Source organism: Citrobacter sp. FP75 (assembly GCF_018342065.1).
Taxonomy (GTDB): Bacteria; Pseudomonadota; Gammaproteobacteria; order Enterobacterales; family Enterobacteriaceae; genus Citrobacter.
Window position 1 is genome coordinate 568,712 of record NZ_JAFDOE010000001.1, and the last position, 17,021, is coordinate 585,732.

Genomic DNA, 17,021 nt, shown 5'->3' on the forward strand with positions numbered 1-17,021 from the left:
CTTTCAGAGAGGTGCAGGGTGAAAATTGCCATTTTGTCCCGGGATGGAACGCTCTATTCTTGTAAGCGCCTGCGTGAGGCGGCGATGCAGCGCGGTCACCTGGTTGAAATTATCGATCCCCTTTCTTGCTATATGAACATCAGCCCGGCGGCGTCTTCGATTCATTACAAGGGCCGCCAGCTCCCCCATTTCGACGCGGTCATCCCAAGAATAGGTTCGGCGATTACCTTTTACGGTACGGCGGCATTGCGCCAGTTTGAGATGTTAGGTAGCTATCCGTTGAATGAGTCGGTGGCGATCACCCGCGCGCGCGATAAGCTGCGTTCGTTGCAGCTGCTGGCACGCCAGGGAATTGATTTGCCCATCACCGGAATCGCGCATTCACCTGACGACACCAGTGACATGATTGATATGGTCGGCGGCGCGCCGCTGGTGGTGAAGCTGGTGGAAGGCACGCAGGGCATCGGTGTCGTGCTGGCCGAAACGCGTCAGGCTGCGGAGAGCGTCGTGGATGCGTTTCGTGGGCTGAACGCGCACATTCTGGTTCAGGAATATATTGCAGAGGCGAAAGGGCGGGATATTCGCTGCTTTGTCGTGGGAGACGAAGTGGTGGCCGCCATTGAGCGTCGGGCAAAAGAAGGCGATTTTCGCTCCAATCTTCATCGTGGCGGCGTTGCCAGTATTGCAAATATTACACCGCGTGAAAGAGACATCGCGATCAAGGCCGCCCGGACCATGGGCCTGGATGTCGCGGGGGTTGATATCCTGCGTGCAGACCGTGGGCCGCTGGTCATGGAAGTTAACGCCTCTCCGGGGCTGGAAGGCGTGGAGAAAACCACGGGGATTGATATTGCTGCGCGGATGATCCAGTGGATCGAACGCCATGCTACACCTGAATTCTGTCTTAAAATCGGCGGCTAAACGCAATATCGATTGCGATCGTGGTATGACGCAGTCTTTTTGCGTAAGCTGTGCCGGTAATTTTTTCATCGAAAGAGGTCGCACATTATTATGACATCACTGGTCGTTCCTACTCTGGATACGTTGCGTCAATGGCTCGACGACCTGGGCATGAGTTTTTTTGAATGCGATACCTGTCAGGCGCTGCATTTACCTCACATGCAAAACTTCGACGGCATCTTTGATGCGAAAATTGATTTGGTGGATAACGTGATTCTGTTTTCTGCGATGGCGGAAGTCAGGCCATCTGCGTTGCTGCCGCTTGCCGCCGATCTGTCGTCCATAAATGCCAGTTCACTGACGGTGAAAGCGTTTCTGGATATGCAGGATGATAATCTGCCAAAGCTGGTGGTTTGCCAGTCTTTATACGTGGTGCCGGGCGTCACGTTTGAGCAGTTTGAATGGTTTGTTCGTCAGAGCGAAGAACAGATATCCATGGTGATCCTTGAAGCCGGGGCGCATCAGCTGTTATTTAACGCCGAAGAAGATGTGCAAAACGGTAGCACTGAGACTCACTTCCTCCATTAATACTTCCTGAACCATGATGCCAATAGCGCAGCCGCTGCCAGAGCGGTTGCGTATTACCCTATTTTTATTCTGCATTTAACCTTTCATTAAAGAATTATTCACTTCCAATCTGCACCTTCCGCTTTATGTCATAGACAAAACCTGCATAAAAAATTGATAAAAGACGTTTTTTTAACTGGGCTATATCCTCGAATCCTGGCTAAAGTTATTCTGGCGAGGCTTATAAACGTCATCCTTCAATTACTCCCTTGTGGGCTGCATGCAGCCGCAATGCATGTTGAATGATTTGCGGTTATCAGCGAGCCATAGTGGCGCAGGGGAAGCATCTCTTTTCATCTGCGTTGAATGAAAGAATATGCACGTTTCTTGCATATCGTAGAGTGTGACTTTTTTGTTCGTTTGTTAACGAACTTTCAGAAGGAAAGAGATTATGACCGCCTTAAATAAAAAATGGTTATCAGGCCTGGTTGCGGGTGCTCTGATGTCCATCTCTGCCGGCACGCTCGCTGCTGAACAAAAAACGCTGCATATATATAACTGGTCTGATTATATCGCCCCGGATACAGTGGCTAATTTTGAAAAAGAGACCGGGATTAAAGTCGTTTATGACGTATTCGATTCCAATGAAGTGTTGGAAGGTAAGCTCATGGCGGGCAGCACCGGTTTTGACCTTGTCGTTCCTTCCGCCAGTTTCCTTGAGCGTCAGCTTACTGCGGGTGTATTCCAGCCGCTGGATAAAAGCAAACTGCCGGACTGGAAAAACCTCGACCCCGAACTGCTGAAACTGGTCGCGAAACACGATCCTGACAACAAGTTTGCGATGCCGTATATGTGGGCAACCACCGGTATTGGTTACAACGTGGATAAAGTTAAAGCGGTGCTGGGGCCGGATGCGCCGGTCGACAGCTGGGATCTGATCCTGAAGCCGGAAAATCTGGAAAAACTCAAAAGCTGCGGCGTTTCTTTCCTCGATGCGCCCGAAGAGGTGTTTGCCACCGTGCTGAACTATTTGGGTAAAGACCCTAACAGCACCAAAGCGGACGATTACACCGGACCGGCAACCGACCTGCTGTTGAAACTGCGGCCGAATATTCGTTATTTCCACTCTTCTCAATACATTAACGATCTGGCAAACGGTGATACCTGCGTGGCCATCGGCTGGGCAGGGGACGTATGGCAGGCCGCTAATCGCGCTAAAGAAGCGAAAAATGGCGTCAATATTTCTTTCTCGATTCCAAAAGAAGGGGCGATGGCGTTCTTCGATGTTTTCGCCATGCCTGCGGATGCTAAAAACAAAGACGAAGCGTATCAGTTCCTCAACTACCTGCTGCGCCCGGATGTGATTGCCCATATTTCCGACCACGTGTTCTACGCCAATGCGAACAAAGAAGCGACGGCGCTGGTCAGCCCTGAAGTTCGTGACAATCCGGGTATTTATCCACCAGCCGATGTGCGAGCCAAACTGTTCACGCTGAAAGTACAGGATCCGAAGATTGATCGTGTCCGTACCCGCGCCTGGACCAAGGTGAAAAGCGGGAAATAACCCGCGCCAGGGACATGACCCGGCGGCACGTGTGTCCGCCGGGGCTACCGATCCCCGAGCACCAATAACCCGGCAATACGCACCATCATAGTGCGTTATTTGCACCGTTTCTTTGTTTTATGCCGGAGAGCACCCAAGTGAATGATGCGACCCCCCGCCCACAGGCGAAGACCCGTAAAGCGCTGACCCCGCTGCTTGAAATTCGCAATCTGACCAAGTCATTTGAGGGCCAGCACGCCGTCGATGACGTCAGCCTGACTATCTACAAAGGTGAAATATTTGCCCTGCTGGGGGCGTCCGGTTGCGGCAAATCGACCCTGCTGCGCATGCTGGCGGGTTTTGAACTGCCGACCACCGGGCAAATCATGCTTGATGGCGTCGATTTAGCGCATGTCCCACCGTATCTGCGTCCGATTAATATGATGTTTCAGTCTTACGCGCTGTTTCCGCATATGACGGTGGAGCAGAACATTGCCTTTGGTCTTAAGCAGGACAAGTTGCCGAAAGCTGAAATTACCAGCCGCGTCAACGAGATGCTGGGCCTGGTGCATATGCAGGAATTTGCCAAACGTAAACCGCATCAGCTTTCCGGCGGTCAGCGTCAGCGTGTGGCACTGGCGCGTAGCCTGGCAAAACGACCTAAGCTGCTGCTGCTGGATGAACCGATGGGAGCGCTGGACAAAAAGCTTCGTGACCGCATGCAACTGGAAGTGGTTGATATCCTCGAACGCGTCGGCGTGACCTGCGTGATGGTGACGCACGATCAGGAAGAGGCCATGACGATGGCGGGGCGGATTGCGATCATGAATCGGGGTAAGTTCGTGCAAATCGGCGAGCCTGAAGAGATCTATGAGCACCCGACCACCCGCTACAGTGCAGAATTTATCGGCTCGGTAAACGTATTTGAGGGGTTGCTAAAAGATCGTCAGGAAGATGGTCTGGTCATCGACTCGCCGGGGCTGGTTCATCCGCTGAAAGTCGATGCCGATGCCTCTATCGTTGATAACGTTCCGGTGTATGTCGCGCTGCGCCCGGAAAAAATTATGCTCTGTGAGGCACCACCGGCAGACGGCTATAACTTTGCGGTAGGGGAAGTGGTGCATATTGCCTACCTCGGCGATTTGTCTGTTTACCACGTACGTTTAAAAAGCGGCCAGATGTTGAGCGCCCAGCTACAAAACGAACATCGCTATCGCAAGGGATTACCGACCTGGGGCGATGAGGTGCGTTTGTGTTGGGATGCGGACAGTTGTGTAGTGTTGACGGTTTAAGGAGCGAAAATGAGTACACTTGAACCTCCGGCACGCGTAGGCAAAGCGAGCCGTTTCACGCTGTATATGTCGCGGATGCAGATGAAGCACGGGCGCAAGATCGTGATTGCGCTGCCGTATGTCTGGCTGATTCTGCTGTTTTTGCTACCGTTTTTAATCGTCTTTAAGATCTCTTTGTCTGAGATGGCGCGGGCTATCCCCCCATATTCCGATCTCGTCTCATGGGCAGACGATCAGCTCGCCATTACGCTCAATTTAGGCAACTTCTTGCAGCTGACGGCCGATCCGCTGTATGTCGATGCTTATCTTCAGTCATTGCAGGTGGCGGGGATTTCGACGATCTGCTGCCTGCTGCTGGGGTATCCGCTGGCATGGGCCGTGGCGCACAGCAAACCGTCAACGCGTAATATCCTGCTGTTGCTGGTGATCCTGCCGTCCTGGACGTCGTTTTTGATCCGCGTATATGCGTGGATGGGGATCCTGAAAAATAACGGCATCCTGAATAATTTTCTAATGTGGCTGGGGGTTATCGATCAGCCGCTGACGATCCTGCACACTAATCTGGCGGTCTATATCGGTATTGTGTACGCCTATCTGCCGTTTATGGTGCTGCCTATCTACACCGCGCTGACGCGTATTGACTATTCGCTGGTGGAAGCGGCGCTGGATCTCGGGGCCCGGCCTTTGAAAACCTTCTTTAGCGTGATTGTGCCGTTGACCAAAGGTGGGATTATCGCCGGGTCAATGCTGGTGTTTATCCCGGCGGTCGGGGAGTTTGTTATCCCTGAACTGCTGGGTGGCCCGGACAGCATCATGATTGGCCGCGTGCTGTGGCAGGAGTTTTTCAATAACCGCGACTGGCCGGTGGCGTCTGCCGTAGCGATTATTATGCTGCTGTTACTGATTGTGCCGATCATGTGGTTCCATAAATATCAGCAAAAAAGCGTGGGGGAACACGGATGAATAACTTACCGGTCGTTCGCTCGCCGTGGCGCATTTTTATCCTGGTGGTGGGGTTCACTTTCCTGTACGCGCCGATGCTGATGCTGGTTATCTATTCGTTTAACAGCTCTAAACTGGTGACGGTCTGGGCAGGGTGGTCAACGCGCTGGTACGGAGAACTGTTGCACGATACTGCGATGATAAGCGCCGTTGGCATGAGTTTAACCATTGCAGCCTGTGCGGCGACGATGGCGGCGATCCTGGGCACGATTGCTGCCGTGGTGCTGGTGCGTTTTGGCCGTTTCCGTGGATCGAATGGTTTTGCCTTTATGATCACCGCGCCGCTGGTTATGCCGGATGTCATCACCGGGTTATCGCTGTTGTTGTTGTTTGTCGCCATGGCACATGCCATTGGCTGGCCGGCAGATCGCGGGATGTTGACCATCTGGCTGGCGCACGTCACCTTCTGTACGGCGTATGTGGCGGTTGTTATCTCCTCGCGTTTACGCGAACTGGATCACTCCATCGAGGAAGCGGCAATGGATCTTGGCGCCACGCCGCTGAAGGTGTTTTTTGTTATCACGCTGCCGATGATTATGCCCGCGGTGATTTCCGGCTGGCTGTTGGCTTTCACGCTGTCGCTTGACGACCTGGTGATCGCCAGTTTTGTTTCCGGTCCTGGGTCGACGACGCTGCCGATGCTGGTGTTCTCCAGTGTACGCATGGGGGTTAATCCGGAGATCAACGCCCTGGCTACGCTTATACTTGGCGTGGTCGGAATTATCGGATTTATCGCGTGGTATCTGATGGCCCGGACAGAAAAGCAGCGGTTGCGCGATATCCAGCGTGCAAGACGCGGCTGAAAAAACTAAAATCTGCCAACCTCTACTCGGTGCAGCACGTGGCGCTGCGCCGTTTTCACGGAAGACGACGCGTTGGGATTTTTTAAGAAATCATCCACATCACATGCTCGCTTAAACGTCCCTGCTTTGGTGCAGGTGGCGGCGCTCGCTATTATTATGATCCGCGGTCTCGATCTGTTGATGATTTTTAACACGCTAGGCGTGCGTGGGACGATCGCGTTCATTCACCGTAGCGTGCAGACCTGGGATTTGACGCTGGTGTTTTTAAGCAGTCTGATGCTGGTCTTTATCGAAATTTACTGTGCCTTTTCGTTAGTAAAAGGGCGTAACTGGGCGCGCTGGATTTATCTGTTCACCCAGGTGGTGGCCTCCGGTTATTTGTGGGCGGCGTCGTTGGGTTATGGTTATCCTGAGTTGTTCAGTATTGCGGGCGAATCGAAGCGTGAAATTTTTCGCACGCTGGTGATGCAGAAATTACCGGATATGCTGGTGCTGCTACTGTTGTTTGTTCCGGCGTCCAGTCGACGGTTCTTCCGTCTGCAATAATGTGTATAATCTTCGCCCCGGATAATTTGAAGGTTTTCGTATGCAGTGCGCACTTTATGACGCCAATCGCTGTCGCTCCTGTCAGTGGATTTCACAGCCTGTTGGCGATCAACTCCGTGCAAAAATAACCGATCTCCAGGATCTGCTTGCCGATTATTTGGTCGGGGAATGGTGCGCGCCAGTCGGTGGCCCGGAGAGCGCATTTCGTAATAAAGCCAAGATGGTTGTGAGCGGCAGCGTGGAGAAACCGCTGTTAGGTATGCTGCATCGTGACGGTACGCCTGAAGATTTGTGCGACTGCCCGCTTTATCCTGCCTCATTTGCGCCGGTGTTTGCTGCGCTAAAGCCCTTTATCGCCCGCGCCGGGCTGACGCCTTACAACGTGGCACGTAAGCGGGGCGAACTTAAATATGTCCTGTTAACGCAAAGCCAGTTTGATGGCGGTATGATGCTGCGTTTTGTTCTGCGTTCTGAGGCGAAGCTGGAGCAACTGCGTGCGGCGCTGCCGTGGTTGCAGGCGCAGTTACCGCAGCTCAAGGTGATTACGGTCAATATTCAGCCGGTGCATATGGCGATTATGGAAGGTGAGACAGAAATCTTCCTGACCGAGCAGCAGGCGCTGGCAGAACGTTTTAACGATGTTCCGTTGTGGATCCGCCCACAGAGCTTCTTTCAGACCAACCCGGTGGTGGCGGGGCGCTTGTATGCCACGGCCCGAGATTGGGTGCGACAGCTTCCGGTCAACCACATGTGGGATCTGTTTTGTGGCGTCGGGGGCTTTGGTCTGCATTGTGCCACGCCGCAGATGAAACTGACGGGGATTGAAATCGCGCCAGAGGCGATCGCCTGTGCGAAACAGTCTGCGCAGGAGCTGGGGTTACAGAATCTGCATTTTCAGGCGCTGGACTCGACCCAGTTCGCGACGGCGCAGGGAGAAGTACCGGACCTGGTGCTGGTGAATCCGCCGCGCCGGGGGATTGGCAAACCGTTGTGTGATTATCTTTCCCGTATGGCGCCGCAGTTTATTGTCTACTCCAGCTGTAATGCGCAAAGCATGGCGAAAGATATTCACGAGCTGCCGGGATATCACATTGAGCGGGTCCAGCTTTTTGATATGTTCCCGCATACCGCACACTATGAAGTGTTGACGCTGCTCAGCCGCCGATAATCATTTAGCAGGATACGGTGCTTGCACTGCATCCTGCATAAATTACAGACGAAAAAAAAGCCCGTACTTGCGTACGAGCTCTTTCTCAAATGTGGCGGTGAGAGAGGGGTTCGAACCCTCGATACGTTGCCGTATACACACTTTCCAGGCGTGCTCCTTCAGCCTCTCGGACACCTCACCGTATTGTATTGCTGCCTGACCGCTTGGGGGGCAACGGGGCGCTACTATAGGGAGTTGCGCTAAAACGGTCAAGCAGAATTTACGTCTTCACTGTCGTTTGGTTAAGCATTAGACATATTCAGCGCCCGAACAGGCACGGTGAATATGATTAGCGCTGAGAATCCAGTTTTTCACCGTTGGTCACGACCTCCTGAGCCTTGCTGTAGCTTTCGATCAGCAGCTGATAGGCCGGGAAGACTTTGGTGTACACGTCCGCCCATTCAGCGGCATCTTCCCGGTTCCAGGTCCGCTGTATTTCGGACGCGACGGCTGCAGTATCCATTGGCACAACGCCTGCCTGCACTACACGTGCCAGCGTGATTTCCTGCGCCATCTTGCTGTAAGTGCCGGAAGCGTCAATGACGGCAAACACTTTATATCCTTCCGCCACCGCGCTGATGGCCGGGAAAGCCATGCAGACGCTGGTGATCGTGCCGGCAATAATCAGCGTTTTACGACCGGTTGCTTTGACTGCTTTAACAAAATCTTCGTTATCCCAGGCGTTGATCTCGCCTTTGCGCGCCACGTACTGGGCATGGGGCGCATTGGCGTGGATTTCCGGGATCAACGGGCCGTTGGGTCCCTGAGGAACGGAGGCGGTGGTGATCACCGGCATCTTCGCCAGAGTAGCTATTTTTGCCAGCGCGGCGGCGCGAGCTCGCAGCTCGGGCATCGGCATATCACCGACGGTCTGAAAAAGTCCGCTCTGGTGATCGATAAGCAGCATCACCGCATCATCTACGTTGATAACCGGGCGTGAACCATTAAAATTTGCAGGACTGGACATCGTATTCTCCTTCGCTTCAGATTTGGCCAAAACGGCCGGAGTTGAAATCGCGTACGGCTTCGGCGATTTCTTGTTTTGTGTTCATCACAAACGGACCGTAACCAACAATAGGCTCATTTAACGGTTCGCCGGACAGCAGCAGCACGCTGGCATCGCTACTGGCCTCAATATGTAGGTCTTTACCCTGCTGGCTTAATACCACCAGTTGCGCCTCACTCACCGGCGTGCTGCCGTTGACGGTAATATTGCCTTTCAGAACCACCAGCGCTGTGCTCCATCCTTCCGGCTGGGACAGCGTGACCGGATGATTGCTTTGCAGGCGCATATCCCACACATTCAACGGTGAGAAGGTATGCGCGGGACCTTTCGTGTCCTGATAGCGACCCGCAATTACGCGGACGGTGCCTGCGTCATCTGGCAGGGCGACGGTAGGGATAACGTCGCTGCTGATGCCCTGATAGCCCGGCACGGTCATTTTGTCTTTGGCTGGCAGGTTGACCCACAGCTGGACCATTTCCAGCTCGCCACCCTTACGGGTAAACTCCGGCGAATGAAATTCTTCGTGTAAGATCCCGGCCCCTGCCGTCATCCATTGCACGTCGCCCGGACCGATAATGCCGCCGCGCCCGGTTGAATCACGATGCTCAACCTCACCGCTGTAAACAATGGTCACCGTTTCAAAACCACGGTGCGGGTGCTCACCCACACCACGCTTTTCGTTACCCGGTGTGAAAGTATGCGGGCCGGCGTAATCCAGCAGCAGGAACGGGCTTAGCTGCTCAGCATGAGACTGGTAAGAGAACATCGAGCGAACCGGAAATCCATCGCCCACCCAGTGCGGGCGAGGTGCAGTGTAGACGCCTGTTACGTGTTTCATATGTGTCTCCTCAGTGGCGTTATCTTGATGTGAATAAGCTTATATTCATGACAGCAAGCTGGGTAGTGGCTAAAATAACCCTCACCGTCTCATTAATAGGACAATAAGATGACGAAGCTGGATCTCAATGATTTCGCATGGTTTGTGCATGTTGTCGAAGAGGGAGGATTCGCGGCGGCAGGTCGTGCGCTTGATGTACCGAAATCAAAACTCAGCCGGCGCATTGCGCAACTCGAAGAGAGACTGGGGGTGCGTTTGATTCAGCGAACTACCCGACAGTTTAATGTCACGGAAGTCGGGCAGACCTTTTATGAACATTGCAAGGCGATGCTGGTTGAGGCGCAGGCGGCTCAGGATGCCATTGCCGCGTTGCAGGTTGAGCCTCGTGGCATAGTGAAGTTGACGTGCCCGGTGACCTTGTTGCATGCCCATATTGGGCCCATGCTGGCGAGGTTTATGGCGCGTTATCCGGATGTGACAGTGCAGCTTGAGGCCACGAATCGCCGCGTTGATGTTGTTGGGGAAGGTCTGGATGTGGCCATTCGCGTCCGGCCACGTCCTCTTGAAGACAGTGATTTGGTTATGCGGGTACTTGCTGACAGGGGGCACCGGCTGTATGCCAGTCCGCGATTGGTTGAGCAGATGGGAGCATTGCACGCACCGGCAGAGTTGACCCGCTGGCCTGGGCTGAGCCTGGCCTCCGGTAAACATGTTCATCGCTGGGAGTTGTTTGGCCCGCAGGGTGCGCGTGCGGAAGTGCATTTTACGCCGCGGATGATCACAACTGATATGCTGGCGTTACGCGAGGCGGCGGTTGCCGGCGTAGGTGTTGTGCAACTCCCGCAGTTAATGGTCAAGGATCAATTAGCGGTGGGGGAGTTGGTGGCGTTGCTCGACGGGTGGGAGCCCAGGCGGGAGATTATTCACGCGGTCTTTCCATCGCGCAGAGGGTTATTGCCATCGGTGCGTGCATTAGTGGATTTTCTGACGGAAGAATATGCGCGCATGATCGAGGATTAAATCCTCAAATTGGGTCCACAAAAAAGGCCGGATATACCGACCTTTTATTATCTGGACGCCGGTCTGGCGTGAAAACAATCAGCGACTACGGAAGACAATGCGGCCTTTGCTCAGGTCGTACGGGGTCAGCTCAACAGTCACTTTGTCTCCCGTCAGGATGCGGATATAGTTTTTACGCATTTTACCGGAGATATGTGCAGTAACCACGTGACCGTTTTCTAACTCTACGCGGAACATGGTATTAGGTAACGTATCGAGAACGGTACCCTGCATTTCAATATTGTCTTCTTTGGCCATCTAATCCTCTGGGGTATCACTACCGTAATTTGAACCGGCAAGATAATGCCGAAGTTCTTTTAATAAGTAAAGATTTGTGCGTTTAAAACACAGCAAATCAGGTTTGGCGCATTACTCTATCCACACACGGCAAAGCCGCACTTAAAGCGCAACGTGTAAGGGAACGATGAGATAAACGATAGGCGTTGCCTGACGCGAACTGTTCCTTAACGGCGGCGGGGTAATGGGCTAAACCAACTCTGCGGCACAATTATAACACCCCGACAAAAAATGTGCCGAAAACATTCACTCCTGAGGTAAAAATAACGTCCGGGGTACCCAAAAATGGCTGGGTAACCGCTGTTGGCGCAGTCTGCTTACGTGTTCAAGGTACTCCCGACGAGGGGTTTCGATGGCGCCCAGCGACGCTGTATGGCTATTTAATACCTGACAGTCAATTAATTTTCCGCCCTGACGGCTAAATTCAGTGCAAAAAACAAGCAGTGCGGTTTTGGAGGCATTTTCCTGACGACTGAACATCGATTCACCGCAGAATAGCGTCCCTTGCGAAACGCCGTACATGCCGCCGACTAATTCATTTTGCTGCCATACCTCAATAGAATGCGCGTGCCCCAGTTCATGCAGCCGGTGGTAAGCGTCCACAATATCACGCGTTATCCAGGTCCCTTCTTCCCGGTCATTGGCGCAGCCTTCAATAACCTGACCAAATGCGTAATTGAGCGTGACGCGATAGGGTGAGTGTTTATGAAAGCGCTTCATGCTGCGGCTAAGGTGAAATTTCTCAGGCCATAAAATGGCGCGTGGATCGGGCGACCACCAGAGAATGGGGTCGCCGGGAGAAAACCACGGGAAAATGCCGCGCTGGTACGCCATCAGCAGGCGGGCAGGGCTGAGATCGCCGCCAAGCGCCAGCAAACCGTTAGGTTCGCGTAAAGCGCCTTCCGGTGACGGGAAGGCGATAGAATTGCGGGAAAGTTGCACCAGGCGCATGACAGCGAAACTCCACTACGCGAGTTGGATCGTTCAATAATAGCTTACAGACGTTGCTTAAACTGGTAATAACGCCCCTGCCTGGCTAACAGATCTGCGTGATTACCTTGCTCAATAATTTGTCCGTTGTCCATCACTATTATTTGATTAAAACGCGACAGTCCGCGCAGGCGATGTGTCACCATCAATACGGTTTTATCTCGCATGACATCGCTAATTAATTCAAGCATTTGGCTTTCTGTTGTCGCGTCCAGCCCTTCGGTGGGTTCATCCAGCAGCATCAGCGGGGCGTCGTGTAGCAATGCACGAGCGATAGCCAGACGGCGGAGCTCGCCGCCGGAGAGTTGACGACCACCTTCACCTAACCAGGCGTTGAGTCCATCATCTTCCAGCAGTTTTTCCAGGCCAACGCGGCACAGCATCGCGGATAACACTTCATCGCTGGCCAGCGGTGCGGCCAGCAGCAGGTTGTCGCGCAATGTCGCACTAAACAGGTGTACACGCTGCGGCACGACGCTGATGCTTTGACGCAGACTTGATTCACTCAGAGATGAAATCGGGCGATCGTTGAACAAGATTTCACCGCGCTGTGGGTTCCAGGCACGCGTCAGTAATTGCAGCAGCGTAGACTTGCCGCAGCCAGTGCGGCCGAGAATCGCAATATGCTCGCCAGGCTTAGCCTGCAGGGAAAGGGTCTCCAGCGCATTTTGCGCTTGTCCCGGGTAGCTGAAACAAACGTCACGCAGTGTGAGGGTTATCTGCTCAGAAACCGTAGACCCGCCGTCAGGGAAGGTGACTTCCGGCTGCTGTTCCGTCAGTTCTGTGATGCGCAGGGCAGAGGCTATTACCTGACCGAGATGCTGAAATGCGCCCGTAACCGGAGCCAGAGCTTCAAAAGCGGCCAGTGCGCAGAACACAAACAGCGCGATCAGCGCACCTGGCTGGGTGTTGCCGCCCACGCCGCCTGAGGCCATCCAGAGCATCATGATGACGGCCAGCGCACCAATGAGCAGCATTAAAGCCTGGGACAGCGCCGTTAATTCTGACTGGCGGCGCTGCGCTTCGTGCCACTGCAACTCCGTGGCTTCCATTTGTGCGCGATAGCGAACGCTTGCGCCAAAAATGGTCAGTTCGGCCTGACCCTGCAGCCAGGAGGTCAGCTGTTGGCGATATTGCCCGCGCAGGTGCGTCAGGTTTTGCCCAGTGCGTTTTCCGGCCTGATAAAAGAGCGGGGGCAAAATAAACAAGGTCAGCAGCATAATGCCGCCAAGACTAACGGCTAGCGTGAGATCGAGAACGCTCAGTCCCAGCGTCACCACCACAATCACGACAAATGCCCCAACCAGCGGAGAGATGACGCGCAGATAGAGGTGATCAAGCGTATCGACATCAGCCACGACGCGGTTAAGCAGTTCGCCCTGACCATAACGGGCCAGACCCGCCGGAGAGAGCGGCAGCAGTTTACTAAACGTATAAATACGCAGATGTTGTAGCACGCGGAATGTCGCGTCGTGACTGACCAGTCGCTCGAAATAACGACCTGCAGTACGGGTGATCGCTGCACCGCGCACGCCTGCCGCGGGGAGCATATAGTTAAAACTGTAAATCCCGGTCACGCCAACCACCGCAGAAGCGGAGAGGAACCAGCCGGAAAGCGTCAGCAAACCAATACTTGCTAACAATGTGATGATTGCCAGAATTATTCCCAGCGTTAACATCCACTTATGACGTTTATACAGCGTCAGATAAGGTAGCAAAGCGCGCATTTAGATGTCCTCCTGACGGTGAGCCAGCAGTGTTGCAAAAGCCCCGTTGGCAGCACTCAGTTGAGCATAAGTGCCTTGCTCGACGATCTGTCCGTCCTGCATGACCCAGATGGCATCCCATTCGGCAAGGTCTTCAAGCTGGTGTGTGACCATCAGCGTGGTCTGGCGGCGTGATGCCGTGTTCAATGCCTGCATTACGCGCTGCTCACTGTGAGCGTCGAGGCTGGCGGCGGGCTCGTCCAGCAGCAATAGCTGACACGGATTGAGCAAGGCGCGGGCCACGGCAACGCGCTGAGCTTGCCCGACGGAAAGCCGAGCGGCCTGATCGCCGACCGGCGTATCCAGGCCTTGTGGCAGCAGCGGTAAAAACTCGCTGACCCAGGCGCTGTCGAGTGCGGCCTGAAGCTGTTCTTCGCTGGCATCAGGACGCGCCAGCAGCACATTATCGCGTAGTGTGGCGGCAGGAAGCTGCGGGTTTTGTCCGACCCATGACAGCTGTTTGCGCCAGGAATCAGGCGCCAGATCGCGCAGTTCAAAGCCGTTAATCCGTAATGATCCCTGATACGAGAGAAAACCGGACAGGACATTCAGCAGCGAACTCTTACCAGAACCACTTCGTCCAACCAGCACCGCGCGCTGACCTGCTGACAGCGAGAAGTTGAGCGGACCTGCAAGAATTTTACCTTCCGGAGAAGTGATAACCAGATCTTCTGCGGTAATCGAAACCGGCTCTTTTACTGCCAGCTCAATGTCGCCGCGCTCAGGGTGCGCCAGCGGTGTTTCCATGAACGTTTTCAGGCTGTCTGCGGCCCCGACAGCCTGGGCTTTGGCATGATAAAACGTGCCCAGATCGCGCAAAGGCTGGAAAAACTCAGGTGCAAGAATCAGCGCCAGGAATCCAGAAGCTAAGGTGACGCCGACGCCATAGTGGCCGAAATTGAGTTCGCCGAGATACGAGAAGCCAAAGTAAACCGCCACCAGCGCGATGGACAGCGAGGTGAAAAACTCCAGCACGCCGGAGGAGAGGAACGCGAGACGCAGGACTTCCATGGTGCGCTGGCGAAAATCTTGCGATGCTGCGCGAATACTTTCTGTTTCAGCTTCGCCGCGACCAAATATTCTTAACGTTTCCATGCCGCGCAAGCGATCGAGGAAATGGCCGCTGAGTCTGGCCAGCGCCTGAAAGTTACGCCGGTTAGCATCGGCAGCGCCCATGCCGACCATCGCCATAAACAATGGGATCAGCGGCGCGGTGCCCAGCAGAATAAGGGCGGCTATCCAGTTTGATGGGAAAATGGCTGCCACAATCAAAATCGGTACGCATACGGCAAGCGCCATTTGCGGCAGATAACGCGCGTAGTAATCATGCATATCGTCTATCTGCTCGAGCACCAGCGTGGCCCAGCTTCCGGCGGGCCTGCCCTGGATCCACGCGGGGCCTGCCTGTTGCAGGCGGTCCAGAACCTGACGACGAATTTCAAAACGAATGTGCTGCCCCGCGTGAAAACCGACCCGCTCACGTAGCCAGACAACCCACGCACGCAGGATGAAAATCAGCACTAACACGATGAAAGGGAGCAGAAGGGCTTCGCGAGGAATATTATCCATGATCATATGATCAAGAATGCGAGCCAGAAGCCAGGCCTGAGCGACAATTAACAGGCCGCTGACGAAGCCTAACAGGCGTGAAATATTCAGCCAACGTTGGGAAATGACGCTTTGCTGTTTTAACCAGCGGGTTAGCTCTTTTTGACGGGTTTTATTCATTGCTCGCTTAGCAGGTGAGTTATTGGAATTTTTGGGCAGGGCAATGTTACAACGGGGCAAAAATAAAGGCGACTTATAGTCGCCTTTTTTACTTTTGTTACTGTTTTGTAAAACTTATTCGCAAGCGTCAGCCAGACCGTCGAGGTAACGTTCAGCATCAAGGGCTGCCATGCAACCCGTGCCTGCGGAGGTAATCGCCTGGCGATAAATATGGTCCATCACGTCGCCGGCCGCAAACACACCCGGAATGCTGGTTTGCGTCGCATTGCCGTGAATGCCGGACTGGACTTTAATATAGCCGTTTTCCAGCTCAAGCTGACCGTCGAAAATGGCAGTATTTGGGCTGTGGCCGATGGCGACAAACAGACCCGCAACATCCAGAGACTCAATGTTATCGGTGTTTTGAGTATCGCGCAGACGCAGGCCGGTTACGCCCATCTGATCGCCGGTGACTTCTTCCAGCGTACGGTGCGTGTGCAGCACGATGTTGCCGTTTTCGACTTTATCCATCAGGCGTTTGATGAGGATTTTTTCTGCACGGAAGCTGTCGCGACGATGAATCAAATGGACTTCAGAGGCGATATTTGCCAGATACAGCGCTTCTTCTACCGCGGTGTTACCACCGCCAATAACCGCCACCTTTTGGTTACGATAGAAGAAACCGTCACAGGTCGCGCACGCGGAAACACCGCGGCCTTTAAACGCTTCTTCAGAAGGTAAGCCAAGGTAGCGTGCGGAAGCGCCGGTCGCGATAATCAGCGCATCACAGGTGTACTCGCCGTTGTCACCGGTAAGACGGAATGGCCGGTTCTGCAGATCAACGTTGCTGATGTGATCAAAAATGATTTCCGTCTCAAATTTTGTCGCATGTTCATGCATACGTTCCATCAGCAACGGGCCCGTAAGATCGTGCGGGTCGCCAGGCCAGTTTTCGACTTCCGTCGTTGTGGTCAGCTGACCCCCTTTTTCCATACCGGTGATCAGTACCGGTTGCAGGTTCGCGCGTGCAGCATAGACCGCAGCGGTATACCCGGCAGGGCCTGAACCCAGAATAAGAAGTTTACTGTGTTTGGTCGTGCCCATGAGATCCCCATAGTTGTTGGCAGGCAATAGGCAGGATTGTAGGGAATTTGCAGGCGTAAAAAAAGAGTATGGCGATTTTGTTAACAATTTGTGCAATAGCGGGAGCCGATGAAAGGGCGTGAAGCCCAGGCACAGGCAGCTTGAAGTATGGCGGTGGATATAACGATTTCTACTTAAAATTGACCAGTTATAAGGCGATAAAATGACGATTTCTCATCACTCCCAATGAATAACTGGCATGTTGTACTAAAAATCGATGTTTTGCTTTGACAATCCCCTGCTGTTTTGCGAAAACATTCAAGGAAGAAAAAAACTGTGTCGTGTGTGTGCTGCATAATCATGCATCCAGATACCATGTTTACCGGGTTAGCGAAATCTACGCATGGTGTGGACA

16 protein-coding genes and 1 tRNA gene are annotated in these 17,021 nt (G+C 53.7%); 9 read left to right on the forward strand and 8 right to left on the reverse strand.

The features are described 5' to 3' along the window. Window positions 1–18: 18 nt before the first annotated feature. The 8 genes from rimK (at window position 19) to rlmC (ending at window position 7,821) form a co-directional block, all read left to right on the forward strand. Window positions 19–921 (forward strand): 30S ribosomal protein S6--L-glutamate ligase, encoded by a 903-nt coding sequence (gene rimK, locus JQ822_RS02660; RefSeq protein WP_213132165.1) that lies wholly within the window; start codon window positions 19–21, stop codon window positions 919–921. A gap of 90 nt (window positions 922–1,011) precedes the next feature. After that, complete coding sequence (locus JQ822_RS02665; protein ID WP_213132166.1) at window positions 1,012–1,488, forward strand: YbjN domain-containing protein; 477 nt, start codon at window positions 1,012–1,014, stop codon at window positions 1,486–1,488. 430 nt (window positions 1,489–1,918) lie between these two features. Further along, window positions 1,919–3,031, forward strand: a complete 1,113-nt coding sequence (potF, locus tag JQ822_RS02670; protein ID WP_213132167.1) for a spermidine/putrescine ABC transporter substrate-binding protein PotF — start codon at window positions 1,919–1,921, stop codon at window positions 3,029–3,031. 137 nt (window positions 3,032–3,168) lie between these two features. Then, window positions 3,169–4,302, forward strand: coding sequence for a putrescine ABC transporter ATP-binding subunit PotG (potG, locus tag JQ822_RS02675; protein ID WP_213132168.1), 1,134 nt, complete (start codon window positions 3,169–3,171; stop codon window positions 4,300–4,302). A 9-nt stretch (window positions 4,303–4,311) separates the two neighbouring features. Then, window positions 4,312–5,265 carry a putrescine ABC transporter permease PotH gene (gene potH / locus JQ822_RS02680; RefSeq protein ID WP_213132169.1) on the forward strand — a complete coding sequence of 318 codons (954 nt, stop codon included), beginning with the start codon at window positions 4,312–4,314 and terminating at the stop codon, window positions 5,263–5,265. Continuing rightward, on the forward strand, window positions 5,262–6,107 hold the full coding sequence (gene potI, locus JQ822_RS02685; protein WP_213132170.1) for a putrescine ABC transporter permease PotI: 846 nt from the start codon (window positions 5,262–5,264) through the stop codon (window positions 6,105–6,107). The genes potH and potI overlap by 4 nt, the downstream gene beginning before the upstream one ends. 12 nt (window positions 6,108–6,119) lie before the next feature. After that, entirely contained in the window at window positions 6,120–6,653 is a 534-nt protein-coding gene (locus JQ822_RS02690; protein WP_213132955.1) for a YbjO family protein, read from the forward strand. A 40-nt stretch (window positions 6,654–6,693) separates the two neighbouring features. Next, window positions 6,694–7,821 carry a 23S rRNA (uracil(747)-C(5))-methyltransferase RlmC gene (gene rlmC / locus JQ822_RS02695; protein ID WP_213132171.1) on the forward strand — a complete coding sequence of 376 codons (1,128 nt, stop codon included), beginning with the start codon at window positions 6,694–6,696 and terminating at the stop codon, window positions 7,819–7,821. Between the two features lie 92 nt (window positions 7,822–7,913). On the opposite strand, the gene JQ822_RS02700 is transcribed toward rlmC, so the two are convergent. The 3 genes from JQ822_RS02700 to JQ822_RS02710 all read right to left on the reverse strand — a co-directional run bounded on the left by JQ822_RS02700 (window position 7,914) and on the right by JQ822_RS02710 (window position 9,704). Continuing rightward, window positions 7,914–8,001, reverse strand: a tRNA-Ser gene (locus JQ822_RS02700). Between the two features lie 148 nt (window positions 8,002–8,149). After that, window positions 8,150–8,827 (reverse strand): isochorismatase family protein, encoded by a 678-nt coding sequence (locus tag JQ822_RS02705; RefSeq protein WP_213132172.1) that lies wholly within the window; start codon window positions 8,825–8,827, stop codon window positions 8,150–8,152. 16 nt (window positions 8,828–8,843) lie between these two features. Next, the gene (locus JQ822_RS02710; protein ID WP_213132173.1) at window positions 8,844–9,704 is read right to left on the reverse strand and encodes a pirin family protein; all 861 of its coding nucleotides are present in this window, start codon (window positions 9,702–9,704) and stop codon (window positions 8,844–8,846) included. A 108-nt stretch (window positions 9,705–9,812) separates the two neighbouring features. On the opposite strand from JQ822_RS02710, the gene JQ822_RS02715 reads away from it, so the two are divergent. Next, window positions 9,813–10,724 (forward strand): LysR family transcriptional regulator, encoded by a 912-nt coding sequence (locus tag JQ822_RS02715; RefSeq protein ID WP_213132174.1) that lies wholly within the window; start codon window positions 9,813–9,815, stop codon window positions 10,722–10,724. A 78-nt stretch (window positions 10,725–10,802) separates the two neighbouring features. Here the strand turns inward: JQ822_RS02715 and infA are convergent, their stop codons facing one another. From infA to trxB, 5 genes are all read right to left on the reverse strand, one after another. Next, window positions 10,803–11,021 carry a translation initiation factor IF-1 gene (gene infA, locus JQ822_RS02720; RefSeq protein WP_002211347.1) on the reverse strand — a complete coding sequence of 73 codons (219 nt, stop codon included), beginning with the start codon at window positions 11,019–11,021 and terminating at the stop codon, window positions 10,803–10,805. Between the two features lie 285 nt (window positions 11,022–11,306). Next, the gene (gene aat, locus JQ822_RS02730; RefSeq protein ID WP_213132175.1) at window positions 11,307–12,011 is read right to left on the reverse strand and encodes a leucyl/phenylalanyl-tRNA--protein transferase; all 705 of its coding nucleotides are present in this window, start codon (window positions 12,009–12,011) and stop codon (window positions 11,307–11,309) included. Between the two features lie 44 nt (window positions 12,012–12,055). Further along, on the reverse strand, window positions 12,056–13,777 hold the full coding sequence (gene cydC / locus JQ822_RS02735; protein WP_213132176.1) for a heme ABC transporter ATP-binding protein/permease CydC: 1,722 nt from the start codon (window positions 13,775–13,777) through the stop codon (window positions 12,056–12,058). Continuing rightward, entirely contained in the window at window positions 13,778–15,544 is a 1,767-nt protein-coding gene (gene cydD / locus JQ822_RS02740; protein ID WP_213132177.1) for a heme ABC transporter permease/ATP-binding protein CydD, read from the reverse strand. Between the two features lie 114 nt (window positions 15,545–15,658). Next, window positions 15,659–16,627 carry a thioredoxin-disulfide reductase gene (trxB, locus tag JQ822_RS02745; protein ID WP_213132178.1) on the reverse strand — a complete coding sequence of 323 codons (969 nt, stop codon included), beginning with the start codon at window positions 16,625–16,627 and terminating at the stop codon, window positions 15,659–15,661. Between the last annotated feature and the right edge of the window lie 394 nt (window positions 16,628–17,021).

Bases quoted from the DNA above. Each gene is read 5' to 3' on its own strand.
- JQ822_RS02665 (WP_213132166.1), top strand. From the start codon at position 1,012: ATGACATCACTGGTCGTTCCTACTCTGGATACGTTGCGTCAATGGCTC.
- potF (WP_213132167.1), top strand. From the start codon at position 1,919: ATGACCGCCTTAAATAAAAAATGGTTATCAGGCCTGGTTGCGGGTGCT.
- potH (WP_213132169.1), top strand. From the start codon at position 4,312: ATGAGTACACTTGAACCTCCGGCACGCGTAGGCAAAGCGAGCCGTTTC.
- potI (WP_213132170.1), top strand. From the start codon at position 5,262: ATGAATAACTTACCGGTCGTTCGCTCGCCGTGGCGCATTTTTATCCTG.
- rlmC (WP_213132171.1), top strand. From the start codon at position 6,694: ATGCAGTGCGCACTTTATGACGCCAATCGCTGTCGCTCCTGTCAGTGG.
- JQ822_RS02705 (WP_213132172.1), bottom strand. From the start codon at position 8,827: ATGTCCAGTCCTGCAAATTTTAATGGTTCACGCCCGGTTATCAACGTA.
- JQ822_RS02710 (WP_213132173.1), bottom strand. From the start codon at position 9,704: ATGAAACACGTAACAGGCGTCTACACTGCACCTCGCCCGCACTGGGTG.
- JQ822_RS02715 (WP_213132174.1), top strand. From the start codon at position 9,813: ATGACGAAGCTGGATCTCAATGATTTCGCATGGTTTGTGCATGTTGTC.
- infA (WP_002211347.1), bottom strand. From the start codon at position 11,021: ATGGCCAAAGAAGACAATATTGAAATGCAGGGTACCGTTCTCGATACG.
- aat (WP_213132175.1), bottom strand. From the start codon at position 12,011: ATGCGCCTGGTGCAACTTTCCCGCAATTCTATCGCCTTCCCGTCACCG.
- cydC (WP_213132176.1), bottom strand. From the start codon at position 13,777: ATGCGCGCTTTGCTACCTTATCTGACGCTGTATAAACGTCATAAGTGG.
- cydD (WP_213132177.1), bottom strand. From the start codon at position 15,544: ATGAATAAAACCCGTCAAAAAGAGCTAACCCGCTGGTTAAAACAGCAA.
- trxB (WP_213132178.1), bottom strand. From the start codon at position 16,627: ATGGGCACGACCAAACACAGTAAACTTCTTATTCTGGGTTCAGGCCCT.